This window comes from Phocicoccus pinnipedialis, assembly GCF_903994035.1.
Classification (GTDB): domain Bacteria; phylum Bacillota; class Bacilli; order Staphylococcales; family Salinicoccaceae; genus Phocicoccus; species Phocicoccus pinnipedialis.
Window position 1 is genome coordinate 111,554 of record NZ_CAJEWB010000010.1, and the last position, 25,905, is coordinate 137,458.

The following is a 25,905-nucleotide window of genomic DNA, read 5'->3' on the forward strand; positions in this document are numbered from 1 at the left end:
CTTACTTAATCGTAAGCCGGTTTGGTCCGTTATATCCTAACTGAGGCAAAAGTAATTTTGCGAATCAGGGTGGTAACACGGTGTATAGTCGTCCCTTTGTTAAAGGGGCGGCTTTTTTTATTTAATTTTAGGAGGAATCGTTATGTCAGATGTTAAAGTACAAGTTAAATTTCCAGACGGAAATATTAAAGAATTTGATCGTGGCATTACTGCAGAAGAAATAGCGGGTTCAATCAGCCCGGGTCTAAAAAAAGCAAGCGTTGCTGCACGTGTTAATGGTGAAATGTATGATTTAGATCGTCCCATTGATGCAGATGCGGACATCGAATTATTTACTGATAAGTCAGAAGAAGCGTTAGAGGTGATGAGGCACTCTACAGCGCACTTAATGGCACAAGCTTTGAAGCGTCTCTATGGTGACGTGAAATTTGGTGTAGGTCCAGTGATCGAAGAGGGATTCTACTATGATTTTGATATGGATGAGAGAATTTCATCTGAAGACTTACCTAAAATTGAAAAAGAAATGAAGCGTATTATTGATGAAAACATTTCAATTGAACGTTCAGTCTTATCAAGAGAAGAGGCAAAAGCCTTATTTAAAGACGATGAATACAAGCTCGAGCTAATCGATGCAATTCCTGAAGATGACACTGTAACAGTATACTCTCAAGGTGAATTCACAGATCTATGCCGCGGTGTTCACGTTCCTAGAACTTCTAAAATTAAAGAATTTAAATTATTATCTACAGCGGGTGCGTACTGGCGTGGAGATTCTGACAACAAGATGTTACAGCGTATCTACGGTACAGCATTCTTTAATAAAAAAGATTTAAATGCACATCTTAAAATGTTAGAGGAGCGTAAAGAACGTGACCATAGACGAATTGGTAAAGATTTAAAGATCTTTGAAAACAACCAATTAATTGGTGCAGGTCTTCCATTGTGGTTACCAAACGGTGCAACAATTAGACGTGAAATTGAACGCTATATCGTAGATAAGGAAGTATCTCTTGGATATGACCATGTATACACTCCGATAATGGCTAACGTAGAGCTATATAAGACAAGTGGACACTGGGATCATTATCATGAAGACATGTTCCCGCCAATGGAGATTGGAAACGAGAAGCTCGTCTTACGACCGATGAACTGTCCACACCATATGATGATTTACAAAAACGAGCGTCATTCGTACCGTGAGCTGCCAATCCGTATTGCAGAACTTGGTATGATGCACCGTTACGAAGCATCGGGTGCAGTATCTGGATTACAGCGCGTCCGTGGAATGGTCTTAAACGATGCACACGTATTCGTACGTCCTGACCAAATTAAAGACGAGTTCAAACGTGTTGTTCACTTAATTCAAGAAGTGTATGAGGACTTCAACATTAAAGATTATTCATTCCGTTTATCTTATAGAGATAAAGACGATAAAGATAAATACTTTGATGACGATACGATGTGGGACAACGCAGAAGCGATGTTAAAAGAAGCGGTAGATGAAATGGGACTAGACTACTTCGAAGCTGAAGGTGAGGCGGCATTCTACGGTCCGAAATTAGACGTTCAAGTTAAAACAGCATCAGGCATTGAAGAAACAATGTCTACAGTACAACTGGATTTCTTATTACCAGAGCGTTTTGACTTAAACTACATTGGAGAAGATGGACAAAACCACCGTCCTGTAGTCATTCATAGAGGTGTCGTTGGTACAATGGAACGCTTTGTTGCATTCTTAATTGAAGAATACAAAGGTGCATTCCCGTTATGGTTAGCGCCTGAACAAGTACAGATCATCCCTGTAAACTTAGACCTACACTATGATTACGCTAGAGAACTACTCGACGAGTTAAAATCATATGGAATCCGTGCAAAGATCGATGACCGCGAAGAAAAAATGGGCTATAAAATTCGTGAAGCACAAATGAAGAAAATTCCTTATCAAGTAGTCGTCGGGGATAAGGAAGTTGAAGCTAAGGAAGTTAACGTTCGTAAATATGGTGAGAAAGATCAACATACTTTCTCTAAAGAAGACTTCCTTTATAGTCTTGTAGATGAAATCAGACTTAAGAAATAAATGAAGTGCATTAAAAAAGATATGTCTCACGATTTTTTTAAGTGATATATTATTATACGATTCAACATAAAAATATTTTTAACTAAAAAAAGTCAAAAATCAATTGACTTATATTATAAAAAGATGTATAGTTATAAGAGTTGAATTGAACGAACAAGTTGAAGCTCCCGCTTCACACCCTCAGCAGTAAGTGTCACAGGGTCAATCGGGGAAGATATAATTATCTTATTATATCTATTTCGAAGAGCGGGTGTTGCTATGCACCCGCTCTTTTTGTTCGTTAAATTTTTTGGAGGTGTCAACAATAGCAAAAGACCAAACAATTATCAATAATCGTATTCGTGCAAAAGAAGTTCGATTGATTGGACAAGATGGTTCACAGCTAGGCATTAAATCTACTAAAGAAGCACTTGAGATGGCTGAGAGAGTAAATCTCGACCTCGTCCTCGTAGCGCCTAACGCAAAACCACCGGTTGGGCGTATCATGGACTACGGTAAGTTCAAATATGAACAACAAAAAAGAGACAGAGAAGCGCGTAAGAAGCAGAAAGTTATTAATGTCAAAGAAATTAGACTGTCACCGACAATCGATGATCATGACTTTAACACAAAACTAAACCAAGCTAAGAAATTCCTTTCGAAGGAAGACAAAGTGAAGGCATCGATTCGTTTCAGAGGACGTGCGATCACTCACAAAGATATCGGTCGTAAAGTGTTAGAGCGTTTTGCGGAAGAACTAAAAGACGTTGGTCAAATTGAAGTGAGACCTAAGATGGAAGGTCGCTCAATGTTCCTCGTTGTCGCGCCAATGAAAGAAAAATAATATTTTTGGAGGATTCATCATCATGCCTAAAATGAAAACACACAAAGGGTATGCAAAACGTGTTAAACGTACTGCTACTGGAAAATTCAAACGTTCACAAGCGTTCACAAGCCACTTAATGGCTAACAAAACAACTAAACAAAAACGTCACTTACGTAAATCTGCTTTAGTTGCAAAATCTGACGCTAGACGTCTAGTACACTTATTAGCAAGAGCTGCTAAGTAATTTAAGGAGGAAACGAAATGGCTCGTGTAAAAAATGGTCTTACTTCACGTAAGAGACGTAAAAGAGTATTAAAACAAGCTAAAGGTTACTTTGGTGCCAAAGGTGCACTTTACAGAGTAGCGAAACAACAAGTGACTAAATCTGGTCAATATGCATATAGAGACCGTAAAAATAGAAAACGTGAATTCCGTAAATTATGGATTGCGCGTATCAACGCTGCAGCACGTAACCACGACATCAGCTACAGCCGTTTAATGAACGGTCTTAAAATCGCTGGTATCGATATCAACCGTAAAATGCTTTCTGAAATTGCAATTGCTGACGATGCAGCATTCGGTGAAATTGTAAAGCAAGCTAAAGATGCGTTAAACAAATAATATCATTTCTAATCCACATTGAAATTCAATGTGGATTTTTTTGTGTTAAAATATGTATATATAAAATTTGTTGGAGGTACATAATGGATAAGCAACTAGAAATTTTAAAATCATTAACAGATGCAAATGGGGTTTCGGGCTTCGAAACGGAAGTTAAAGAACTGATGAGGGATTACTTAGAGCCAAACTCTGATTCGATTATTGAAGATAATCTCGGTGGAATTTTTGGTAAAAAAGACGCGAAGTCTGGTAACAAGACTATTTTAATTGGTGGACACCTCGACGAAATCGGCTTTATGATCACTGAAATTGATGAAAAAGGGTACTTAAAATTCACTCCAATCGGTGGATGGTGGAACCAAGTGTTACTTTCACAGCGTATGACTGTTGTGACTGAAAAAGGTAACTTAGTGGGTGTTGTGGGTTCAAAACCACCACACGTGTTAAGTCCAGAAGAGAGAAAAAAACCAGTTGACCTTAAAGACATGTTCATCGATATCGGTGTTGCAAGCAAAGAAGAAGCTGAAGCGGTTGGCGTTCAACTTGGTGACATCATTGTGCCATACACTGAATTCACACAAATGGCGAACAAAGATTATCTACTTGCGAAAGCTTTCGACAACCGCTATGGTTGTGCACTTGCTGTCGAAGTATTAGAAAAACTTAAAGATGTAGATACAAACATCAACGTAGTATCCGGAGCAACTGTTCAAGAAGAAGTGGGACTTCGTGGCGCAAAAACTGCTGCTTACAAAGTGAAGCCGGACCTTGCAATCGCAGTGGACGTTGGTCTTGCAACGGATTCACCTGGAATGGATTCAAGAAATGGTAAAGGGAACTTAGGAGAAGGTCCATTATTACTCTTACTCGACGGATCTAACATCGGTCACGTGGGTTTCAGACGTCATATCCAAAAGGTTGCTAAGGATAAAAATATTAATGTGCAACTTCAGGCAATCCCAGGAGGCGGTACGGATGCGGGTAGCTTCCATACAAGTCACGAAGGGGTACCTTCAGTGGCAATCGGCGTACCACTTCGTTATATGCATTCAAATGTTTCTATCATGCATAGACAAGATTTTAAAGATGCAGTAGATTTAGTCGTAGAAATCATCAAATCTTTAGATGACGAGACAGTTGATTCAATCAAATGGTAATCACTTCGAAAGATAATGCGCGTATTAAAGAAGTGCGCAAACTTCAAAAGAAAAAAACGAGAGACAAAGAACGGCAGTTTTTAATTGAAGGGGAGCATTTAATAGACGTTGCAATTGAAAACAACGCAGATATTAAAGAAGTCTTCATCCTTGAAAACAAAACGTTCGATCTGAACATAGATTCTTTAAAAGTCACTATTGTAAATGATGTTGTCATGAAGTCGATCTCCACACTTGTGACACCACCAGGCATACTCGCTATAGTGGGAGAATCTGAGTGTATTGAAAACAGTCAGCGTGTGTTGATTATTGATAGTGTACAAGATCCAGGTAACTTAGGTACGTTGATTCGTACAGCTGACGCGTTCAATTTTAAGCAAATTGTGATGAGTCATGACACAGTAGATGCTTATAATGAAAAAGTACTTAGAAGCGCTCAAGGGTCTCACTTCCACGTGTCATTAATACGTACAGATTTAAACGAGTTTTTAGATGGTTTTGAAGGTGTCGTCCTAACGACTTCACTTGAAGGCAGTACAGATTTCACGATTGATGAATCAAACAATGTTGCCCTTATTCTCGGGAACGAAGGTCGAGGCGTCAGTACTGAGTTAATTGAAAGAAGTGACAAACTATTTAAGATTGATATGACGGGTCATGCTGAAAGTTTAAATGTAGCAGTTGCTGGTGGAATCTTGATGCATCAGTTCAGAATTTGAAAAATTAAGAGAATCAATGTATAATTTATATATTAATAAAACATATATATTTCAGATGAAATAGGCATAAATGACAAGGCTTGTTATACAGAGAGAAGTGGATGGGTGAGAACACTTCAAATGAGCGTCAGGGTTCACCTAATGATGAAATAGAGCGTCATTCACTTACGGATGATAAGTGCCTGGAATAGCCAGGAATTTAGGTGGTACCACGGAACTCCGTCCTATAGTATGGACGGGGTTCTTTTTGTTTTATTTTAAAAAATTATGAGGTGAAATCATGGTAAATTTCGAAGAGATTAAACAGTCATTTCTAAGTGCTTTAGACGCAGCAACAGATATGAAACAACTTCAAGATGTACGCGTTAAGTTCTTAGGAAAAAAAGGACACGTTTCTACACTCATGCAACATATGAGAGAAATTCCAAATGAAGAAAAAAAAGCATATGGTCAAAAAGTTAACGCACTACGTACAGAGGTTACTGAGCAGTTAGAAACAGCAATCAAAGAACTAGAAGAAAGACTACTTCAAGAAAAACTAGAAAAAGAAACCCTCGATGTTTCCTTACCAGGACGTATGTTTACTCAAGGGGGGCTTCACCCAATCGATCGCATCATCACAGATATTGAAGATTTCTTCTTAGGTCTTGGATACGAAGTGAGAGAAGGGTATGAAGTTGAGACAGACTACTTCAACTTTGAAGCATTAAACTTACCAAAAACTCACCCAGCACGTGACATGCAAGACAGTTTCTATATCTCTGATGAGACATTACTCAGAACACATACGTCCCCTGTTCAAGCGCGTGTACTAAACCAAGCGGATGGTAAAGGACCAATTAAGATTATCTGTCCAGGTAAAGTGTACCGTCGTGATAGTGACGATGCGACACATTCACATCAATTTACACAAATTGAAGGTCTGGTTGTCGATAAAAACATCCATCTCTCAGACTTAAAGGGAACCTTAGAACTCCTCGCTAAAGCGCTTTTCGGTGATGAACGTGAAATTCGTTTACGTCCAAGCTATTTCCCATTCACTGAACCAAGTGTCGAAGTAGACGTGTCTTGCTTCAAGTGCGGGGGAGCAGGCTGTAACGTGTGTAAACAATCCGGTTGGATAGAAATTTTAGGTGCCGGAATGGTACATCCGAATGTACTTGAAATGGCAGGATTCGATTCAAAAGAATACTCAGGCTTCGCATTTGGTCTTGGGCCAGACCGTATCGCAATGCTGACTTACGGTATTGAAGACATCAGACATTTATATACAAATGATTTACGTTTCTTAGAGCAATTTAAATATTCAGAAGATAGAGGTGTCGTACATGAGAGTCTCTAAAGAGTGGTTAGAAACATTTATTTCAGTTGACGCAGATACTGAAACCCTTGCTGAAACAATTACAAGAGGTGGTATCGAGGTAGATGACATTATCGACTACACAAAAGATATCAAAAATCTTGTTATTGGGTATGTGGCGCATGTTAAGCAACACCCTGAAGCAAATAAACTTAAGCTATGCCAAGTGAATACAGGGGACGAAACAGTACAAATCGTATGTGGTGCACCAAATGTGAAAGCAGATAGCTACGTAATCGTTTCCAAAGTAGGAGGCAGGCTCCCAGGCGGCATCAAGATTAAAAAAGCCAAGCTACGTGGGGAAGAATCATACGGCATGATCTGTAGTCTAGAAGAGATTGGTATTTCTGAAGATTTTATTCCAGAAGAATTTAAAGATGGGATCTTTATTTTTAACGAAGAACAAACGCCAGGAACGAATGCACTAGAAGCATTATATCTCGACGACCAAGTGTTAGAGTTCGACCTAACACCAAACCGTAAGGACGCACTATCAATGATCGGTACAGCATACGAAGTACGCGCATTATTTGGTGGTGAAGTAATTGAACCAAAACGCGATATGACAGAAACAGATGATATTTCAGGTATCTCGGTTAAAAACGAAGACAGTGAAGCAGTGCCGTTTTATGCTTTACGTAAAGTAAACAATGTAAAGATTATGCCATCACCCGTATGGATGCAACATCGTCTATTAAAAGCAGGTATCCGTCCAATTAATAACGTCGTAGATATTTCTAACTACGTGTTACTCGAATTTGGCCAGCCGCTTCATATCTTTGATTACGACAACCTCGGTTCGAAGGAAATCGTTACACGCCGTGCAAAGAAAGATGAAAAGATGACTACTCTAGATGGTAAAGAACGCACGTTATTAGAGTCTGATATTGTAATTACAAACGGTAAAGAACCTGTAGCATTAGCAGGGGTCATGGGTGGAGATTTCTCTGAAGTTACTGACAATACAACAAACGTGGTAATCGAGTCTGCATTATTTGAACCTGTGTCAATTCGTAAGACATCTGGTCGTTTGAACTTAAGAAGTGAAGCATCCAGTCGTTTTGAAAAGGGTGTATCACATGAGTTTGTATTAAAAGCACTTGACCGAACTGCTTATTTACTCGAAACACTTGCAGGTGGAACAGTCGAAAAAGGCATCGTTTCTGACGGTGCACTTGACTTAACGCCAACAGAAATCGACACTTCAGTAAGCTTCATCAATAACCGTTTAGGATTAGACTTAAATGCGGATGAAATCACAGAAACGCTAGATAAACTTGGTATTGATGTAAAACTTGACGGAGACAACATCCATGCAATTATCCCGTCACGTCGTGATGATCTTAAGATTCCTGAAGACATCACGGAAGAAGTTGCGCGAATTTACGGTTATGATAACTTGCCATCGACATTACCTGTGTATTCAGAAATTACGCCAGGTCGTTTAACAGATAACCAAGTAAAGACTAGGGTCATCAAAAAGCAACTATCATCACTTGGACTTTCAGGCGCAATCAACTATGCACTTACTGAGGAATCACGCGTAAAAGAATTTACGAATGCGTCTGAAGGACTGAAGCTCAAAATGCCGATGAGTGAGATTCACTCAACGCTAAGAACGAGTCTTATCCCTCACTTAGTTGATAATGTTACTTATAACATGAACAGACAACGTAAATCAGTGTCACTATATGAAATGGGTAAAGTGTTCGAGACTCATGGACAAGATAAACTACCAACAGAAATTACGAAGCTCGCTGCTGTAATTTCTGGACCTCAATATCATGTGGAATGGTTAGGCGCATCACTATCTCCTGATTTCTATACATTAAAAGGTATTTTAGAGAGTGTGTTTACAAGACTTTCTCTTAAGCCGCATGTGACTTATGAACGTACAACGGAATATGCCGAACTTCATCCTGGACGTACGGCACATGTGTTATTAAAAGGTAAAGTCATCGGTTTAATTGGTGAACTACATCCGAAGTATGCGAAGGATCATGACTTAAACCAAACAACTGTATTTGAAGTTAACTTAGATGAGATGTACAAAGAAACGGAAGGTACGATTCGCTATGAACAGTTACCTAAGTATCCACAAATCACTCGTGATATTGCATTAGAAGTGAATAGCGAAGTGACAGTTCAAGACATCATCGACCTAATTTATAAACAGAACGTGAAACACCTAATCAATGTTGAACCATTTGATGTATATGAAGGAGAACACATTGAAGCGGGTAAAAAGTCTGTTGCACTGCATCTTACTTACTTGAATAAAGAAGAAACGCTCACTGATGAAATAGTTGAAACACTACATGCACCAATTGTTGATGCGCTTCTAGCAGAAGGGTTTAAAATCAGAGCGTAGACTAAAGCCGTCCTTACATTATAAGGACGGTATTTTTATCTGAATAATAATTGCACTTACTTGTTAATAAAAACCGTTATCGCTATAATAAATAGCATATCAAGTTAAGTTCCAGAGTATAATAAAGTAATACTAGAACAGATTGAGAAAAAGGGTTAGCATATGACATTACTTATATTACTATTAATAATGATTGGCATGATTGTTGGATTCAGACGTGGTGGATTATTATCAATAATCCACTTATTTGGTACAATCTCTGCAATTATAATTGCTCGAATCAATTATAAGGCGCTTGGTAACAGGCTGGATCTCATCATGCCTTATCCATCAAGCGCTATAGAAATGGATAGCGCAATTTTAAAACAAATTGCGAACCTAGAAGAAGCTTATTACTATATGGCTGCATTCTTCTTTATATTCGTGATTGCTAAACTTGTTATTCAACTATTCATTAGTACGTTTGACTACTTGCAACAGGTTCAATTTCACTTTATTGCATCATCAGTAGCAGGCGTTATATTTGGTTTGATTGAAATGATTTTTGTTCTTGTTGTTGTATTAGCATTTGCTGCGACAATTCCAATGGATGCACTTCAAAATGCGATTAATGGGTCTGGTTTGGCAAAATTTATTTTAAATCACACACTAATATTATCTGAACGCATGATGAGTTGGATGCAAATATAGGACCTTATCTTTGGGTCCTATTTTTTATGGAGGTACGTATGTCAGAAATTACTAAAAAAGATATTATTCATATGTTAGAAGAAATCGCGATATACTTAGAGTTAAACCTTGAGAACAATTTTAGAGTATCCGCGTATAGAAGAGCAGCGAACGCGCTCGAATCTGATAACAGAAGTCTAAGTGAGATGGACTCATTTAAAGGTATTAAAGGTATAGGTAAAGGTACTGAAGCGTTAATTAATACGTACCTTGAGACAGGAAAGTCTGAACTTTTAGAAGAATTAAAAGCACACACGCCAGGTGGACTTGTCCAAATGACAAAGATTCCAGGGCTAGGAGCGAAGCGTGTTGCGAAGATTTATGAAGCAACAGGTATCGTGACGATTGATGAATTGAAATCACTATGTGAAAATAATGAACTTCAAAAATTACCAGGGTTTGGTAAAAAGACAGAAGAGAATATTTTAAATGGTATTACAGAATTGTTAACGAAACCAGATCGTTATCCAATCGATCAGATTCTGAAATTTAGACGGCTTGTTGAAGATAAAATTAATGAATTCGAATTTGTTGAAAAATACGACGTTGCGGGAAGTGCAAGACGTTTTAAAGAGACAAGTGGAGATTTAGACTATATCGTGAAAACGAGTGATGTGTCTGCCTTTATCAGCAACATGAAAGAGAGCAACTTCTTCAAGTCTGTAATCGCTGAAGGCGAGAAGAAGTTTTCAATTGTAATTAAAGATGATTTTAATGAAATCAATACAGACTTTAGATTTATTCAAGGAGATGAGTACTACTCGACGTTACAACACTTCACAGGATCTAAAGACCACAATGTACGAATGAGGCAGATTGCAAAGACGCGCGGTGAGAGTATCAGTGAGTATGGTGTAAAATGTGAAGACGGTCGTATACTAACTTTTGATAGCGAAGCAGCATTTTACAAATATTTTGATGTACCATTTATTCCACCTTCGATGCGTGAGACCGGCCAAGAAATCGATATGGATATTTCTAACATTGTGACTCTTGACGATATTAGAGGAGATATTCATATGCACACAACGTATAGTGACGGTGCAATGAATATTGAAGAGATGGTCGAAGCATGTATTGAACGGGGTTATGAGTACATGGTCATCACGGATCACTCTAAAAGTCTTGTAGTAGCAAATGGTCTAAATGAAACACGTCTTTATAAACAGATTGAAGAAATCAAAAAGCTAAATGATAAATACACGGAGATCGATATTTACGCAGGAACTGAGATGGATATCCTTGCAGATGGGACTCTCGACTTTAGTGACGATACGCTACAAGCGCTTGATTATGTGATTGCTGCGATTCATTCAAGTTTCAGTCAGAGTGAAGCGGAAATTATGGAGCGACTAAAGAATGCGTGTTACAATCCATATGTTAGACACATTGCACATCCAACAGGAAGAATCATTGGCGCAAGAAATGGATATCGTGTAAATATGGATGAGCTCATTATGATGGCTAAAGAAACGCACACTGTTCTTGAAGTTAATGCAAATCCAAAGAGACTTGATTTATCTGCAGATGTCATTAAACATAAAGATTTAATGTTGACTGTGAATACAGATGCGCACCATACGCGTCATCTTGATTTTATGAAATATGGAATCGCAACGCTCCAAAAAGGTCTGATTAGAAAAGACCAAGTGGTGAATACAATGAGCCGCGAAGCATTTAAACAATTTATAAAAAATGGTAAGTGATAATAATGAATGAAAGAACATTAAGAGCATTAGAATTTAATGAGATACTGACACGCTTAAAAGAATATGCGATCAGTGATAAGACAAAACAACAGATTAATATAGAAATGTTCCAGACACTTGAAGCGGATGTTATTAAAACATTAAATGAAGTGGATGATGCACTAACTATGTTGAGATACCGTCCAGTGGAAATGGCCGGCATTCAAGATATTACAGCTTACGTGAAACGTGCCAAAATTGGTAGTGTTTTAACAGTAAATGAACTACTTGCAATTAAACAAATGTTGAATCGCAAAGACACACTTATTGGTGTGTTCAACGAGTTCTATGACAAAGAGATTGAGCTTGAAACGCTATCACACTATGAGCGTGCACTACCAACTGAACGTAGTCTTTATAACAGGATTGTAGAAACAGTAGATGAAACAGGTGTGCTCGATCATGCATCGTCTACTTTGCTATCTATTCGTAAAAAGATATCAAGAGAAGAAGCAGGAATCAGAACACGCTTAAACGATATTATGAGAAAGCATTCTAAAAAGCTTTCAGATAGTCTAGTGACGATGCGTAATAATAGATATGTGTTACCTGTTAAAGCAGACGCTCAGGGTGAAATTAAAGGTATTATTCATGATGTATCTACGTCGGGACTTACTGTATATATAGAACCTATGGCAATAGTCGAAATCAGTAACAAAATCCAACATTTACGTGAAGATGAAAAGAATGAAGTCAGTAAGATCTTAGCTGAACTGACTGGACTTGTTGCAGAGCATGAGTATGATCTACTGCAGATCGACGAAGTGCTTCATATCTTTGACCTCATATTTGCAAAAGCTAAATACGGTATGAGTTATAAGGGAACGATACCTGCGATTGGTGAAGACGAGCGCATTCATCTTGTAAATGCATTCCACCCATTGATTGATATCAATCAAGTTGTAAAGAATGATATCTTTGTAGATCGTGATACAAAAGGTGTCATTATCACCGGGCCGAACACGGGTGGTAAGACAGTGACTATTAAGACAATCGGTTTGTCTGTCATGATGGCGCAATGTGGAATTCCGATTCCGGCTCTAGACGGATCTAGACTTAGACTCTTTGAAAGTATCTATGCGGATATCGGTGATGAGCAGTCGATCGAACAATCACTCTCTACATTCTCCAGTCACTTAACGAATATTGCAGATATCTTAAATAGAGTAGATGAGAAGAGTTTAGTGATACTCGATGAGCTGGGGGCCGGTACAGACCCTGAAGAAGGTGCGGCACTTGCAATCAGTATTTTAGAGTTCTTATTAGATAGACATGTGACAGTGATTTCGACAACACACTATCCGGAACTTAAATCATTCTCATATGGACGTACAAATACAATTAACGCATCTATGGAGTTTGACCTGACCACTTTATCTCCAACATATCGATTACTTATGGGGATACCCGGTAAGTCGAATGCATTTGAGATTTCAGAGAAGCTTGGTTTAAATCGGGGTGTCATCGACCGTGCACGTGCATTGTCTGGAAGAGATAACTATGAAATTAACGAAATGATTGGTGCGTTAGAAAGACATACAACTCTTGCCCGGGACAACGAACTTGAAACTGAGCGCCTCTTAAAGAACGTTGAAATTCTAAAGCAAGAGCTAGAAGATTATAAAGAGAAGTTTGAACGTGAAAAGAACGCGATGATTGAAGCGGCTGAAGAAAAAGCGAATGAAATTATTAAAGAATCAGAACAAAAAGCAAAAGATATCATAGACGAGCTAGAACTCATGAAGACGCTTGGTGCAGACTCGATCGAACAGCACAAGTTAATCGAAGCTAAGAAGTCATTATCAGATAGTTATTATCACAAAGATATCAAGAAAGATGTCAAAAATGTTGTTGAGGAAACGCTCAATGTTGGAGACGAAGTTGACGTATTAACATATGGACAAAAAGGGGTTGTCATTGATATCGAAGGCAATGACATCTCTGTACAGATGGGTATTATCAAGATGAAAGTGAAAAAAGATGAACTCAAAAAACGTAAACAAGAGAAGAAAAAAGCACCAACATTGAAGCGGGTATCAAGAATGAACGTGTCAAATTCTCTCGACTTACGTGGAGAGAGATATGAAGATGCAATGATTAGACTCGACCGCTATCTCGATCAAGTGGTACTATCAAACTTAACTGAAGTAGAAATAATTCATGGTAAAGGTACAGGCGCATTACAAAAAGGTGTGCAGCAACATTTAAAGAGACATTCAAAAGTCGCGAAGTTTAGAGGTGGCTTACCAAGTGAAGGTGGCTTTGGTGTAACCATCGTCACAATGAAGTAGGTGGATTAGATGGGATTTGATATGTATAAACTGGCGACTGTCGTGATCGTCTTTGCGGCAATCATGTTTATCGCAGGAATCATGTATTTAGCATTTTTTGTATAAGCAATTAAATTGTGTATAGAAATAGTCTATATTATAATAAAATCAGTATTTAATTAGTGGAGGTATTTTGAAATGGCAATTATTGATGTAAATGATGCAACATTTAAAGAAACAATTGGAGAAGGCGTTAAACTCGTTGACTTCTGGGCACCTTGGTGTGGTCCGTGTAAGATGATCGCTCCAGTATTAGAAGAGGTTTCTGCAGAGCTCGATGGTAAAGCAGATATCGTAAAACTTAATGTGGATGAAAACCAAGCAACTGCTGCTGAGTTCGGAGTAATGTCAATTCCAACTCTAATTCTTTTCAAAGATGGCGAAGAAGTTGACAAAGTTGTTGGATTCCAACCAAAAGAGCAATTAACTGCACTGATTGAAAAACATCTATAATCAACACTATTTAAAGCCGCTGATGCGGCTTTTTTTGTTAGAGGGATAAAAAATGAAAGAGTTAAAATTAAAGTTATCAGTACTGCCAACTGAACCTGGGTGTTATTTGATGAAGAATAAAGATGATGAAATCATCTATGTAGGTAAGGCAAAGAATTTACGCAATCGTGTGCGTTCATATTTCAGTGGTGCACATGATGAAAAAACGATGCGTTTAGTACAAGATATTGTAGACTTTGATTACGTGATTACGAATAGTGAAGTAGAATCACTACTTCTAGAAAATACACTCATCAAAAAACATATGCCGAGATACAATATACTTTTAAAAGATGATAAAAGTTATCCTTTTATTAAAATCACTAAAGAAAAACATCCGAGACTGGTTGTCACACGTAATGTAAAAAAAGGAACGGGTACATACTTTGGACCTTATCCTAACGCGTTTAGTGCTTATGAGACTAAAAAATTACTAGACCGAATTTATCCGCTACGTAAATGTGATAATATGCCAGAAAAACTTTGTCTTTATTATCATATCGGCCAATGTTTAGGACCGTGTGTGTTCCACGTATCTCAAGATACAAATCGAGAAATGATCAATGGTATTACGAGATTTTTAAATGGTGAGACAAAAGAAATTGTCTCTGATCTTGAAGACAAAATGATGAAAGCATCAGAAGATCTCGAGTTTGAACGTGCGAAGGAGTACCGTGATTTAATCGGCCACATCGATCAGACGATGATGAAACAAAACATGTTGACAGCAGATATGACTGCCCGCGACTGTTTTGGATTTGCACTCTATAAGGGGTGGATGGCAGTGAGTGTACTGCTTATACGAAACGGCAAACTCATCGAGAAAAAAGCAGAGATGTTTCCTGTGAATGACGACATAGAGGAAGAGTTCAACAGATTTGTACTCCATTTCTATGATATAAACTCTAACCTATTACCAAAAGAAGTGCATATCCCGAGAGAAATTAATAAAAGTATCTTGGAAGAAGCGTTGCCTGTAAAGGTTCATGCGCCACATAGAGGGAGTAAGAAAGAAATGGTTGATCTTGCAGCTAAGAACGCAGAGAATGCTGTTGAGAGTAAGTTCTTAATTATTGCACGTGATGAGGAAAGGACGATTAAAGCAGTAGAAACACTTGGAGAAGTGTTGAACATTGAAACACCGAGACGTATTGAAGCGTTCGACAACTCGCATATTCAAGGTGTGGATTCAGTAAGTGCGATGGTCACGTTCATTGATGGTAAACCGTCAAAAAAAGATTACAGAAAATATAAGATTAAAACAGTCGAAGGACCTGATGACTATGCGTCGATGGCAGAAGTCGTACGCAGACGCTATACGAGAGTATTGAGAGAGTCATTACCATTACCTGACCTTATCATCGTCGATGGCGGAATCGGTCATATGAACACTGTTAGAAACGTGCTTGAAGACGAGTTAAGTCTAGACATACCCATCGCTGGGCTTAGAAAAGACGATAAGCACGAAACAGCTGAGTTATTGTATGGTGAGTCAGCAGATATCGTACCTCTAGACAAAAAGTCGCAAAGTTTTTATCTATTACAAAGAATTCAAGATGAAGTACACAGATTTGCAATTAGTTTCCATCGGAACATGAGAAGGAAGACAATGTTCCAATCTACACTAGATAATATCGAGGGAGTAGGGCCAAAACGTAAAGAACAACTCCTAAAAACGTTTCGATCAATAAATAATATGAAAACTAAAACAGAAGATGATTTTATCCAAATCGGTATCCCGCAAAATGTTGCACGTAATATCGTGAAAAAATTAACTGATAACTAATGGAAAACGTTTTATTTCTCATCTTGATTTAACGCGGTATTATGCGTAAAATATAGATAACAATATGATTTTTTGATTATTGAGGGGGGACACTAGTGTCTAAACAGGATTCAAGCTTTTTTATTAGGAGACTCCATTCCCTTTTAGGAGTCATTCCACTCGGCGTATTCTTACTTCAACACCTCATTGTAAATAACTTTGCAACAAGGGGTCCTGAAGCATTTAACATTGCTGCTGGAATTATGGGAAATTTACCGTTTGTTCTCGTCTTAGAAACATTTGTTATTTATTTACCAATTCTTTTCCATGGTATTTATGGTATCTATATTGCTTTCACTGCGAAAAACAACGTGGGTCGCTACAGTACATATCGTAACTGGATGTTCGTCATCCAAAGAATTACTGGAGTGATTGCTTTTATCTTCATCGCTATTCACGTGTATCAAACACGTTTCCAAGTTGCACTTGGTCATGAGGTTAACTTTGATATGATGGCTGACATCTTAGGAAACCCGTTCTGGTTAGTTTTCTATATTGTTAGTATTCTTTCAATCGTGTTCCATTTTGCGAATGGTCTATGGTCATTCATGATTACTTGGGGTATTACACAATCTCCAAAATCACAACAGGTAATGAGCTACGTAGCGTTAGCAATTTTCGTCATTGTAAGTTTTATCGGAATACAAACTGTATTCGCATTTATTTAAAGGAGTGTAACTAAATGGCAAACAATAAAATTATCGTTGTTGGGGGCGGACTTGCGGGTCTGATGGCAACGATAAAAGCAGCCGAGGGTGGCGCACAAGTAGAGCTTTTCTCGATCGTACCTGTGAAACGTTCTCACTCAGTGTGTGCGCAAGGTGGTATTAATGGTGCAGTGAACACGAAAGGTGAAGGAGACTCACCGATGATTCACTTTGACGACACAGTGTATGGTGGAGACTTCTTAGCGAACCAACCACCTGTTAAAGCAATGTGTGAAGCAGCACCAAAAATCATTCATTTACTTGATCGTATGGGTGTTATGTTTAACAGAACGCCAGAAGGCTTACTGGACTTCCGTCGTTTCGGTGGTACATTACACCACAGAACAGCATTCGCTGGTGCAACGACGGGTCAACAATTAATTTATGCACTTGATGAGCAAGTGCGTAAATATGAAGTTGAAGGTCTTGTTACAAAGTATGAAGGTTGGGAATTCGTCGGAATTGTTAAAGATGATGAAGGCGCAGCACGTGGTGTTGTTGCACAAAATATTGTAACGAGTGAAATTAAATCATTCGGTTCTGATGCCGTTATTATGGCAAGTGGTGGTCCAGGGATTATCTTTGGTAAATCAACGAACTCAATGATCAATACAGGTTCGGCAGCAGCTGCTGTTTATCAGCAAGGTGCGGTATACGCGAACGGTGAATTTATTCAAATTCACCCAACAGCAATTCCTGGAGATGACAAACTACGTCTGATGAGTGAATCAGCTCGTGGTGAAGGTGGCCGTGTTTGGACTTATAAAGACGGTAAACCTTGGTATTTCCTAGAAGAAAAATATCCTAACTACGGTAACTTAGTACCACGTGATGTAGCCACACGTGAAATCTTTGATGTGTGTGTGAATCAGAAACTCGGTATCAATGGAGAAAACATGGTTTACCTTGACCTGTCTCACAAAGATCCACATGAATTAGATGTTAAACTTGGTGGTATTATTGAAATCTATGAGAAATTTACTGGAGATGATCCACGAAAAGTGCCAATGAAGATCTTCCCAGCTGTTCACTACTCAATGGGTGGTTTATACGTTGACTATGATCAAATGACAAACATTCCTGGATTATTTGCTGCGGGTGAGTGTGATTACTCTCAACATGGTGCGAACCGTTTAGGAGCAAACTCATTATTATCAGCAATTTATGGTGGAATGGTTGCAGGACCAAACGCTGTTGAATATGTTAACAAGCTCGAAAAATCATTTGAAGATCTGAACGACGATGTGTTTAAACGTGCGGAACAAGCTGAGCAAGAGAAATGGGATAACATTCTGAATCTTAAAGGTACAGAGAACGCATATAAAATTCACCGTGAACTCGGTGAACTCATGACAGCGAACGTAACAGTTGTAAGACACAATGACAGACTAATTGAAACAGACAAAAAGATTGTTGAGTTAATGGAAAGATATCAAAACATCAACATTGATGATACAAAACAGTGGAGTAACCAAGCGGCGTTCTTCATTCGTCAACTTTGGAACATGTTAGTCCTTGCTCGTGTGATTACAATCGGTGCATTAAACCGTAACGAATCACGTGGCGCACACTATAAACCTGAATTCCCAGAGAGAAACGACGAAGAGTGGCTTAAAACGACAAAGGCATACTTTGAAGGACCATTTGAAGCGCCTAAGTTTGAATATGAAGACGTAGATGTGAGTTTAATCCCACCACGTGTACGCGATTATTCGAAGTAATCTGAAAGGAGAATACAAAAAAATGGCAGAAACAATTAAGTTATCAATTAAACGCCAGGAAAGCCCAGATGCATCCAGCTACTGGGAAGACTTTGAAATTCCTTACAGACCAAATATGAACGTCATAAGCGCGCTCATGGAGATTCAAAGAAATCCTGTAAATAGTAAAGGCGAAAAAACAACACCTGTAACATGGGACATGAGCTGTCTAGAAGAGGTTTGTGGTGCATGTTCAATGGTAATAAACGGGAATGCAAGACAATCATGTACTGCATTAATTGATCAATATGAACAACCAATTAAACTTGAACCAATGAGCACTTTCCCAATCGTACGCGATTTACAGGTGGACCGCTCAAGAATGTTCGACAGCTTAAAACGTGTTAAGGCATGGGTACCAATCGATGGTACTTATGATCTTGGTGAAGGACCAAGAATGCCTGAGAAAAAACGTCAGGTTGCTTATGAGTTATCAAAATGTATGACATGTGGTGTATGCTTAGAAGTTTGTCCAAACGTGAACTCAAAATCTGAGTTCATGGGTGCAGCACCTATTTCACAAGTTCGTCTATTTAACTTACATCCTACTGGAAGTATGAACAAGAACGAAAGATTAGACGCTCTAATGGGTAAAGGCGGTATCGCAGAATGTGGTATGGCTCAGAACTGTGTGAAAGCATGTCCGAAAGGAATTCCTTTAACAACTTCAATTGCGGCTATGCAAAGAGAAACAACATTCCATATGTTTAAATCATTCTTTGGTAGTGATCATGAAGTAGAATAAATTTGTTGTGCATACATCTTAAACGATGTATGCACTTTTTTATGCGATTTTAGTGTATGGTTAGTGTATAATAAACTTTTTAAGTTAAACAAATAGGAGCGTTATGGATGACAGATAAAGAAATCATTATGTCAGTGGAGAAGTCGATCAGATACATTTCTGGACATGTGCGTGCGCATGGAAGAGAGATATTAAAAGAATACGATATTTCACCGCTGCAATTCGTCGCACTGCAATGGGTTAACGACAAGTCTGGAATAACGATCGGTCAAGTTGCAAATAAGTTGTACCTTGCACATTCAACAACGACAGATATTATAGATAAGTTAGAGCAAAATAATTTTGTAAGACGTGAACGTTCTGCAGAAGATAAAAGACTCGTCCTCGTTAAGATAGAAGACAAAGGACTCGAAATTATCAACAGAGTGATTGAAAAACGAGTAGACTTCATATCTAAAATTACAAATAATCTATCTGAAAATGAGAAGGCATTACTTCCAGTAGCTTTAGAGAAGTTACTACACGAGAGTGAGAGTCTATTCAATGAATAAAGCAATCGGTGTAATGGACTCGGGAGTCGGTGGACTTACTGTCATTAAAGAGTTAATGCGCCAACTTCCAAATGAAAAAATTATTTATTTTGCTGATGAAAGAAGATGTCCCTACGGAGATAAATCACAAAATCAGGTGAGAGAGTTTACCGAAGAGATAGCTTGTTTTTTATCAGCTTTTGATATCAAGTTACTTGTCTTAGCATGTAATACAGCAACTGCTGCATCGATGCCTGAACTGAGAGAAAAACTCGACATTCCAGTGATGGGTGTGATTCAACCGGGTTCAAGAAGTGCGATTCAAAGGACGAATAACCAAAAGGTCATCGTACTTTCTACAAAAGGGACAACAGAATCCCATGCATATGGACGTAAAATTACTCGAATTAATAGAGATGTCGAGGTCACAGAGTTCGCATGTGCTCCGTTTGTGCCACTTGTAGAATCAGGACGCTATCATGACGAAGATGAGGTAGACAAATGTGTGAATGAAGTACTTGCAACACTCAAGGAGCATGAGGCAGACACTGTAATTCTAGGATGCACTCATTATCCATTAATTAGTCATTCTATTTCAAAGTTTTTCGATTATAATAAGCATATCGTTGACTCTGGCTACGAGACAGCACGTGAAGTGAGTACATTTCTTGACTTCCATGATATGCTAAATACAGAAAAACCAGAGAAACATAAATTTTACATTAACGGTGATTATCACCGTTTTGAAGAAACATTAAATAAATGGATACCAAATATGAGGTATACCATTGAATCTGTCGATTTGTAGGTGAAGATATGAAGAAAATAGTTATTGCAAGCGGAAATAAAGGAAAAATAGAAGACTTTAAAGCAATCTTCAAAGATTTTGAAGTTATTGGTATTAAAGAACTTGTACCAGAATTTGACCCTGACGAAACTGGGACAACGTTCTTAGAAAATGCGATCATTAAATCAGAAACAGGTACAAAACTGACTGGGCTGCCCGTTGTGAGTGATGACTCGGGACTATCTGTAGAAGTTCTAGATGGTGCACCTGGCGTTTATTCAGCAAGATACTCTGGTGAAAATGCAACAGACGACAAAAATAATGCTCTTCTTTTAAAAAACATGGAAGGTAAAGAGAACCGTGCGGCATATTTCACTTGTGTGATTGCAGTTTCGATACCAGGTGAAGAGACAGTGACTTATACAGGAACGCTTTCGGGGGAAATTATGGAAAAACCTGTTGGAGAACATGGCTTTGGCTATGATCCATTATTTAAGACACTTGATGGCACACCACTCGCGTACTTAAACCCTGAAGAAAAAGGCGAGATCTCACATAGAGGAAACGCGATTAGAAAGATGTTACAAGATGAAGCTTTATTTAATAAACTGTTAAAGTAGGTGTATGTATGAAGGTTTTAATTGTAAGTGATAATCATAGAGAAAAAAACATCATAGAAAAGCTTAGCAAGACGATCCCGGCAGATTATTATATACATCTTGGGGACAGCGAGTTTATCAGCAATGATGTAGAACTTAAATCATATTTAACCGTACTTGGAAATGTTGATTTTGATAGAACTTATCAGAGACATGGTCAGCTTGAAAACATATTTTACACACATGGACACATGTTTGGTATTAAGCATGACCGCTCCACTTTAGCTGAAAAAGCTCAAGGAGTAGGAGCAAAGTATGCACTTTATGGCCATAGTCATGTTGCAAAAGTAGAAAAAATCAATGATGTTTATTGTATTAACCCTGGCTCAATCAGTTTTTCACGCAATGAATATCCGGAGAGCTATGCAATTTTAAATACAGACACGGATGTGGTGGAGTATTATAATCGAAAGAACGAATTAATGGACTCAATTCAACTTGGTAAATTATAATGCCCTACAAGATTGAAGTGAGAGAGGATCTTACTATGAGAGAAATAGAAGTTCACGAATATAAGACCTTGCATAATCTTGTCACTATCAACAAAGCATATTTGGCGGAATTTTTGCCGTGGGCAAATTTTGAAACAGAACCACAGGACTATATAGAAACACTAGAAGAGTGGAAAAGATCTAACGGCGAATCATCGATGATGACGCTTGGCATTTACTATGAAGATCATCTTGTCGGACTATGTGGATTTAACACGATAAACCGCATGAATAAGAGTGCGGATATCGGATACTGGCTTGCTGAATCACATACAGGAAAAGGAATCATGACAGACTGCGTGAAATCCCTTATAAAGTACGGATATCACGTTCTAGGGTTAAACAGAATTGCAATTATCGTAGATGTAGAAAACACTGCGAGTATAAAAATACCAGAACGATTAGGATTTGTCCGTGAAGTAAAAATGAAAGAATATTTTTATCGAAATAAAGGATTTTATGATGGATTTATGTATCGAATGACGCGATTAGAATGGGACGCGTTAAAGAAATAAAGTCTTTCTCATAAATATGTAAATATTATAAAAAACTATGCTAAATCTTGTTGACATATGTAGTCTGGATTGGATATAATAATACTTGTGTTCAAGAAAGATGTCTTGGTAGCTCAGCAGGATAGAGCAACGGCCTTCTAAGCCGTCGGTCGGGGGTTCGAATCCCTCCCAGGACGCTAATTACATTCTTGTCATTTCTTGATAAGCCTAGAAATGTTGATTTAACAACTTTTTTCCTTCTTACACAGTCTTGTGTAGTCGAGAAAGAAAAGGCACAGAAAGGGCACAGATTTATTAAAACCTCTAGTCGTTTTATTACGATTAGAGGTTTTAATATTTTAAGCAGATTTATATATGAAAGTAAATAAGAAGTATGTGTGTCATAATGCATGTGTTGTGAAAACTTGTATACTTGAATTTCTAATAACTCCTTTAATTAAAGGTTAACATTTAAAATTATATCTTTATTATTAGGAGGATGTGGTATGGATCTTTTTATTCAAGAATTAAAAGAAAAAATCAATTCGACCGATGAAGCGATATTTATAGCTATTTCAGGACATGGAGCAGCAGGTAAGACTTCATTTGCAAAAAAATTATGTGAAGAATTGAATACATCCTACAATTATTTGAATACGGACTCTTATATAGTAGAAGGAAAGTATCTCCACAATACATTTGCTAGCTATGAAGTGGATAATCAGAAAGCACAGTACAAAATTACTGCTTGTATGCCTATACGCCATGAGCTATCGAGCTTGGCAAGAGATTTACAAATTCTTAGAAGTGGTGGAGATTTATTAACGATCGATAAACCATGGGATCCTCAAAGAGTGCTAAAAGGAACAAAAAAGGTAACGATTGTAGAAGGAATGTCAGTTGCTTTTTTAGAACCATTTGATTTTGATTTATCAATATATATATATACTGATTCTAATACTGAGCTTAAGCGCAGAGAAGTTAGAGATATAAATGAACGTGGTAGAGAATTAGAAATGCTTATAGGAGCCCACAAACATAGACGATATCAATATGATTTGTTTATGCACCCATTAAAAGATAAGTTTCAAAATATTATAGACTACTCTGATGATATCTTTAAAATTGTAAAATAATAAATAAAAAAGAAAAAGAAATCTAAGTAATAATTCATCTGAGACATTGTCTCAGATTTTTTTATTTATCTTTATAAAATTTATTGACTTCTAAAAGCAATAACTGTATTATTTCAATTAATACAGATGGTGGAGGGGCACATTATGGAATTATTAAACGTATCAAAAAAATACGGCAGTAACTATGTATTAAAGAACGCTTCTTTCGATCTCAAACCAGGAGTGACTGGATTGATTGGAAGAAACGGTGCGGGTAAGACAACGGTAATGAAAATAATTTGTGAAATTATTCAAAAGCATGAAGGACAAGTCCACCGTGGTCAGGATTTTACGGTAGGCTACTTAATTGAAGAACCAAAGTTATACCGTTCTAAATCAGGGTGGTATAACATCAAGTATTTTTCTAATGTGTACAAATCATCAACAGACAAAGCATATATTGATTATCTAGTTGATGCATTAGATATGCGCGGCTATTTAAAACGTAAAGTAAGCAAATACTCGATGGGTATGAGGCAGAAATTAGGTTTAGTGATTGCGATGTTAAATAAGCCTAAGTATTTAATTTTAGATGAACCCACTAATGGCATGGACCCAGACGGATCTATTGATGTATTACACATTATTCAAGAGTTTTCTAAAAAGTTCGATATTTCCGTATTAATTTCGAGCCATAAACTGGAAGATATTGAAATGATTGCAGATGATATTCTCTTCATTGAAAAGGGGCGTTTATCTGAGAAAGTGTTTATTAATGAACTGAAGTCAGGTACATATATTGAATTGATATTCGATGGAGATAAAGCTCAACGCGCTTATGAGATTTTAAGTGAAACAGTTAAAGGTTTAGAGCAAAAAGAAAATGTTTTACGCATTCCTCATAACGGTGACCTCTCTAAGTATCTAGAACGGATTGCACAAAGTGGATTATTCCCAATAGATTTTAATAAGAAGACAACGTCACTGAAGGATTACTACTTCAGAATGATTGACCAAGGAGAGGTGAGATAGATGAATTTATTTAAAGTTGTGGGATATGATATCAGGGATTTCTTTACGAGTTGGTTAACATATCTATTTCTATTCCTATCTGCAGCACCGGCCGTTGGTATAATCATAGCTTCAAAATTAGTTGACAACGTCTCATCAAATGGTTATTTTATAGCTTATGCCTTCGCTTCATTTGCAATCATATTTGTGGTCGTATCGGCTGTACGTGTATTTTCTAAGGATATCTCAGAAAAAACAAATGTGCTATTTATGAACAGTAAATATAACCGTTCGATCTATGCGATTGCTAAAACAGTAAGCATGGCAGTGATTGGATTTATCTATGGACTCATTCTAGTTATCATTTTACTTATAGGGAAAGCATTTGGTGCAGACTTATTAGAACCAGTAACATTTCTAACACCAGCAGCTCATGAAAATGTCGGTCATCTTCTCGGTGAAGCACTACTGGGATATGCGGTAATCGCTACTGTGTTTGGTACAATTTATTTCTTCTTTAGTTTATTCATTAGAAGATCAGTATTCATATTCGTAATAGCAGTGATCTTTACATTGTTTTACCCAATAGTAGAGTCACTTGGTAGTTTAGCATTTAGCGCATTATTCAAAAAAGACGCGAATATATTTTTAGAATTCCTGCAAACCTACTTTCCATTTAGTGCAGCAACAAATGGACTTTCGGGTATTTCTATTACGAATCCACAATTCTTAATGCTCGGTATATATTTTATAGTATTCTTTATTTTAACAATCATCAAAATTAGAAAAGCAGATTATTAAAAGAAAAATCCTGGTAACTTTTGTTACCAGGATTTTTCTTTTATTCTATACTGCTTGTTAGCATCATTCGATCTCCAAATTTAGATAATAAAAAGGTGCCTATGAATGTCACAATTAAGTTTGAAATAAATATTGCTAAGAATGTTGGCCAGTATGGTACTCCTAATACTTGCCATAACATTAGAGGTACAATAATTGCACATAATACAGAGTATTGGAATGCGTTGAACCATACGTTTTTCACAAAGTAACTAATTGTGTAGGCGATGATTGAAATCGATAATCCGACAACAACATCAATTGGACCTAGTGATGAGAACATGTTTGCAATAAACATACCGACTAATATTCCGGGAATATACTGTCTATTGAAAAAAGGTACCATTGCGAGCATTTCACTCACACGTAGTTGGATTGCTCCAGTCCCAATAGGGTTAATAGTCGTAAAGACAACATACAGTGCTGCTAAAATCGCATTAATTGTTAAATCGCGCGTCGACATTTTCATATTTTCTCTCCTTAGTTTTTTATACAGGGATGGTTACGAACCTGTTTATTTTAAACCTATAAT

The 25,905-nt window shown here is 37.5% G+C and carries 25 protein-coding genes, 1 tRNA gene, 1 riboswitch and 1 other annotated feature; of the genes, 25 read left to right on the forward strand and 1 reads right to left on the reverse strand.

All coding sequences use genetic code 11. The features are described 5' to 3' along the window. Positions 1-142 precede the first annotated feature (142 nt). The 25 genes from thrS to H9D55_RS04930 all read left to right on the forward strand — a co-directional run bounded on the left by thrS (position 143) and on the right by H9D55_RS04930 (position 25,334). Complete coding sequence (gene thrS / locus H9D55_RS04810; protein WP_186077366.1) at positions 143-2,077, forward strand: threonine--tRNA ligase; 1,935 nt, start codon at positions 143-145, stop codon at positions 2,075-2,077. Positions 2,078-2,226: 149 nt separating this feature from the next. Then, positions 2,227-2,359 (forward strand) — a sequence feature (ribosomal protein L20 leader region). Between the two features lie 13 nt (positions 2,360-2,372). Continuing rightward, on the forward strand, positions 2,373-2,900 hold the full coding sequence (infC, locus tag H9D55_RS04815) for a translation initiation factor IF-3 (RefSeq protein WP_186077367.1): 528 nt from the start codon (positions 2,373-2,375) through the stop codon (positions 2,898-2,900). A 22-nt stretch (positions 2,901-2,922) separates the two neighbouring features. Beyond that, positions 2,923-3,126 (forward strand): 50S ribosomal protein L35, encoded by a 204-nt coding sequence (rpmI, locus tag H9D55_RS04820; RefSeq protein ID WP_186077368.1) that lies wholly within the window; start codon positions 2,923-2,925, stop codon positions 3,124-3,126. Positions 3,127-3,143: 17 nt separating this feature from the next. Next, a complete protein-coding gene (gene rplT / locus H9D55_RS04825; protein WP_186077369.1) occupies positions 3,144-3,503 on the forward strand; it encodes a 50S ribosomal protein L20 in 360 nt (119 codons plus the stop codon). Between the two features lie 83 nt (positions 3,504-3,586). Next, the gene (locus H9D55_RS04830) at positions 3,587-4,660 is read left to right on the forward strand and encodes a M42 family metallopeptidase (protein ID WP_186077370.1); all 1,074 of its coding nucleotides are present in this window, start codon (positions 3,587-3,589) and stop codon (positions 4,658-4,660) included. Next, entirely contained in the window at positions 4,654-5,379 is a 726-nt protein-coding gene (locus H9D55_RS04835; protein ID WP_186077371.1) for a TrmH family RNA methyltransferase, read from the forward strand. The genes H9D55_RS04830 and H9D55_RS04835 overlap by 7 nt, the downstream gene beginning before the upstream one ends. A gap of 280 nt (positions 5,380-5,659) precedes the next feature. Further along, positions 5,660-6,721 (forward strand): phenylalanine--tRNA ligase subunit alpha, encoded by a 1,062-nt coding sequence (pheS, locus tag H9D55_RS04840; RefSeq protein WP_186077372.1) that lies wholly within the window; start codon positions 5,660-5,662, stop codon positions 6,719-6,721. After that, positions 6,708-9,110 carry a phenylalanine--tRNA ligase subunit beta gene (gene pheT, locus H9D55_RS04845; protein WP_186077374.1) on the forward strand — a complete coding sequence of 801 codons (2,403 nt, stop codon included), beginning with the start codon at positions 6,708-6,710 and terminating at the stop codon, positions 9,108-9,110. Before pheS ends, pheT begins: the two co-directional genes overlap by 14 nt. A 162-nt stretch (positions 9,111-9,272) precedes the next feature. Next, the gene (locus tag H9D55_RS04850; protein WP_186077376.1) at positions 9,273-9,800 is read left to right on the forward strand and encodes a CvpA family protein; all 528 of its coding nucleotides are present in this window, start codon (positions 9,273-9,275) and stop codon (positions 9,798-9,800) included. 47 nt (positions 9,801-9,847) lie between these two features. Continuing rightward, complete coding sequence (polX, locus tag H9D55_RS04855; protein WP_186078179.1) at positions 9,848-11,545, forward strand: DNA polymerase/3'-5' exonuclease PolX; 1,698 nt, start codon at positions 9,848-9,850, stop codon at positions 11,543-11,545. Between the two features lie 5 nt (positions 11,546-11,550). After that, positions 11,551-13,878 (forward strand): endonuclease MutS2, encoded by a 2,328-nt coding sequence (locus tag H9D55_RS04860; RefSeq protein ID WP_186077378.1) that lies wholly within the window; start codon positions 11,551-11,553, stop codon positions 13,876-13,878. Between the two features lie 177 nt (positions 13,879-14,055). Beyond that, on the forward strand, positions 14,056-14,370 hold the full coding sequence (gene trxA / locus H9D55_RS04865; protein WP_186077380.1) for a thioredoxin: 315 nt from the start codon (positions 14,056-14,058) through the stop codon (positions 14,368-14,370). Positions 14,371-14,422: 52 nt separating this feature from the next. Further along, entirely contained in the window at positions 14,423-16,195 is a 1,773-nt protein-coding gene (gene uvrC / locus H9D55_RS04870) for an excinuclease ABC subunit UvrC (RefSeq protein ID WP_186077382.1), read from the forward strand. A gap of 95 nt (positions 16,196-16,290) precedes the next feature. Next, positions 16,291-16,902, forward strand: a complete 612-nt coding sequence (locus H9D55_RS04875) for a succinate dehydrogenase cytochrome b558 subunit (protein WP_186077385.1) — start codon at positions 16,291-16,293, stop codon at positions 16,900-16,902. A 14-nt stretch (positions 16,903-16,916) separates the two neighbouring features. After that, the gene (sdhA, locus tag H9D55_RS04880; RefSeq protein ID WP_186077387.1) at positions 16,917-18,662 is read left to right on the forward strand and encodes a succinate dehydrogenase flavoprotein subunit; all 1,746 of its coding nucleotides are present in this window, start codon (positions 16,917-16,919) and stop codon (positions 18,660-18,662) included. Between the two features lie 22 nt (positions 18,663-18,684). Further along, positions 18,685-19,446, forward strand: coding sequence for a succinate dehydrogenase iron-sulfur subunit (sdhB, locus tag H9D55_RS04885; RefSeq protein WP_186077389.1), 762 nt, complete (start codon positions 18,685-18,687; stop codon positions 19,444-19,446). 107 nt (positions 19,447-19,553) lie between these two features. Next, positions 19,554-19,997 carry a MarR family winged helix-turn-helix transcriptional regulator gene (locus tag H9D55_RS04890; RefSeq protein WP_186077391.1) on the forward strand — a complete coding sequence of 148 codons (444 nt, stop codon included), beginning with the start codon at positions 19,554-19,556 and terminating at the stop codon, positions 19,995-19,997. Then, complete coding sequence (gene racE, locus H9D55_RS04895) at positions 19,990-20,784, forward strand: glutamate racemase (protein ID WP_186077393.1); 795 nt, start codon at positions 19,990-19,992, stop codon at positions 20,782-20,784. The genes H9D55_RS04890 and racE overlap by 8 nt, the downstream gene beginning before the upstream one ends. An 8-nt stretch (positions 20,785-20,792) precedes the next feature. Continuing rightward, positions 20,793-21,383, forward strand: a complete 591-nt coding sequence (gene rdgB / locus H9D55_RS04900; protein ID WP_186077395.1) for an RdgB/HAM1 family non-canonical purine NTP pyrophosphatase — start codon at positions 20,793-20,795, stop codon at positions 21,381-21,383. Positions 21,384-21,391: 8 nt separating this feature from the next. Next, positions 21,392-21,874 carry a YfcE family phosphodiesterase gene (locus tag H9D55_RS04905; RefSeq protein WP_186077397.1) on the forward strand — a complete coding sequence of 161 codons (483 nt, stop codon included), beginning with the start codon at positions 21,392-21,394 and terminating at the stop codon, positions 21,872-21,874. Beyond that, positions 21,874-22,428: a GNAT family N-acetyltransferase gene (locus tag H9D55_RS04910; protein WP_208454734.1), complete on the forward strand. Its 555-nt coding sequence runs from the start codon at positions 21,874-21,876 to the stop codon at positions 22,426-22,428. The genes H9D55_RS04905 and H9D55_RS04910 overlap by 1 nt, the downstream gene beginning before the upstream one ends. A gap of 102 nt (positions 22,429-22,530) precedes the next feature. After that, positions 22,531-22,604: transfer RNA gene (locus H9D55_RS04915), tRNA-Arg, on the forward strand. A 309-nt stretch (positions 22,605-22,913) separates the two neighbouring features. Beyond that, positions 22,914-23,543, forward strand: a complete 630-nt coding sequence (locus tag H9D55_RS04920) for a nucleoside/nucleotide kinase family protein (protein ID WP_186077399.1) — start codon at positions 22,914-22,916, stop codon at positions 23,541-23,543. 144 nt (positions 23,544-23,687) lie between these two features. Continuing rightward, positions 23,688-24,554, forward strand: coding sequence for an ABC transporter ATP-binding protein (locus H9D55_RS04925; RefSeq protein WP_186077400.1), 867 nt, complete (start codon positions 23,688-23,690; stop codon positions 24,552-24,554). Then, a complete protein-coding gene (locus H9D55_RS04930) occupies positions 24,555-25,334 on the forward strand; it encodes a hypothetical protein (RefSeq protein ID WP_186077401.1) in 780 nt (259 codons plus the stop codon). Between the two features lie 40 nt (positions 25,335-25,374). Here H9D55_RS04930 and H9D55_RS04935 read toward each other — a convergent pair whose 3' ends face one another. Continuing rightward, positions 25,375-25,842, reverse strand: a complete 468-nt coding sequence (locus H9D55_RS04935) for a QueT transporter family protein (protein ID WP_235963114.1) — start codon at positions 25,840-25,842, stop codon at positions 25,375-25,377. Between the two features lie 5 nt (positions 25,843-25,847). Continuing rightward, a riboswitch (PreQ1 riboswitch) is annotated at positions 25,848-25,892 on the reverse strand. Between the last annotated feature and the right edge of the window lie 13 nt (positions 25,893-25,905).

Excerpts from the sequence above, each read along its gene's own strand:
- H9D55_RS04850 (WP_186077376.1), top strand. The coding sequence starts at position 9,273 with ATGACATTACTTATATTACTATTAATAATGATTGGCATGATTGTTGGA.
- pheT (WP_186077374.1), top strand. The coding sequence starts at position 6,708 with ATGAGAGTCTCTAAAGAGTGGTTAGAAACATTTATTTCAGTTGACGCA.
- thrS (WP_186077366.1), top strand. The coding sequence starts at position 143 with ATGTCAGATGTTAAAGTACAAGTTAAATTTCCAGACGGAAATATTAAA.
- racE (WP_186077393.1), top strand. The coding sequence starts at position 19,990 with ATGAATAAAGCAATCGGTGTAATGGACTCGGGAGTCGGTGGACTTACT.
- pheS (WP_186077372.1), top strand. The coding sequence starts at position 5,660 with ATGGTAAATTTCGAAGAGATTAAACAGTCATTTCTAAGTGCTTTAGAC.
- rdgB (WP_186077395.1), top strand. The coding sequence starts at position 20,793 with ATGAAGAAAATAGTTATTGCAAGCGGAAATAAAGGAAAAATAGAAGAC.
- sdhB (WP_186077389.1), top strand. The coding sequence starts at position 18,685 with ATGGCAGAAACAATTAAGTTATCAATTAAACGCCAGGAAAGCCCAGAT.
- H9D55_RS04930 (WP_186077401.1), top strand. The coding sequence starts at position 24,555 with ATGAATTTATTTAAAGTTGTGGGATATGATATCAGGGATTTCTTTACG.
- rpmI (WP_186077368.1), top strand. The coding sequence starts at position 2,923 with ATGCCTAAAATGAAAACACACAAAGGGTATGCAAAACGTGTTAAACGT.
- H9D55_RS04910 (WP_208454734.1), top strand. The coding sequence starts at position 21,874 with ATGCCCTACAAGATTGAAGTGAGAGAGGATCTTACTATGAGAGAAATA.
- H9D55_RS04860 (WP_186077378.1), top strand. The coding sequence starts at position 11,551 with ATGAATGAAAGAACATTAAGAGCATTAGAATTTAATGAGATACTGACA.
- H9D55_RS04835 (WP_186077371.1), top strand. The coding sequence starts at position 4,654 with ATGGTAATCACTTCGAAAGATAATGCGCGTATTAAAGAAGTGCGCAAA.
- H9D55_RS04920 (WP_186077399.1), top strand. The coding sequence starts at position 22,914 with ATGGATCTTTTTATTCAAGAATTAAAAGAAAAAATCAATTCGACCGAT.
- rplT (WP_186077369.1), top strand. The coding sequence starts at position 3,144 with ATGGCTCGTGTAAAAAATGGTCTTACTTCACGTAAGAGACGTAAAAGA.
- H9D55_RS04905 (WP_186077397.1), top strand. The coding sequence starts at position 21,392 with ATGAAGGTTTTAATTGTAAGTGATAATCATAGAGAAAAAAACATCATA.
- uvrC (WP_186077382.1), top strand. The coding sequence starts at position 14,423 with ATGAAAGAGTTAAAATTAAAGTTATCAGTACTGCCAACTGAACCTGGG.
- H9D55_RS04890 (WP_186077391.1), top strand. The coding sequence starts at position 19,554 with ATGACAGATAAAGAAATCATTATGTCAGTGGAGAAGTCGATCAGATAC.
- H9D55_RS04935 (WP_235963114.1), bottom strand. The coding sequence starts at position 25,842 with ATGAAAATGTCGACGCGCGATTTAACAATTAATGCGATTTTAGCAGCA.
- H9D55_RS04925 (WP_186077400.1), top strand. The coding sequence starts at position 23,688 with ATGGAATTATTAAACGTATCAAAAAAATACGGCAGTAACTATGTATTA.
- trxA (WP_186077380.1), top strand. The coding sequence starts at position 14,056 with ATGGCAATTATTGATGTAAATGATGCAACATTTAAAGAAACAATTGGA.
- H9D55_RS04830 (WP_186077370.1), top strand. The coding sequence starts at position 3,587 with ATGGATAAGCAACTAGAAATTTTAAAATCATTAACAGATGCAAATGGG.
- sdhA (WP_186077387.1), top strand. The coding sequence starts at position 16,917 with ATGGCAAACAATAAAATTATCGTTGTTGGGGGCGGACTTGCGGGTCTG.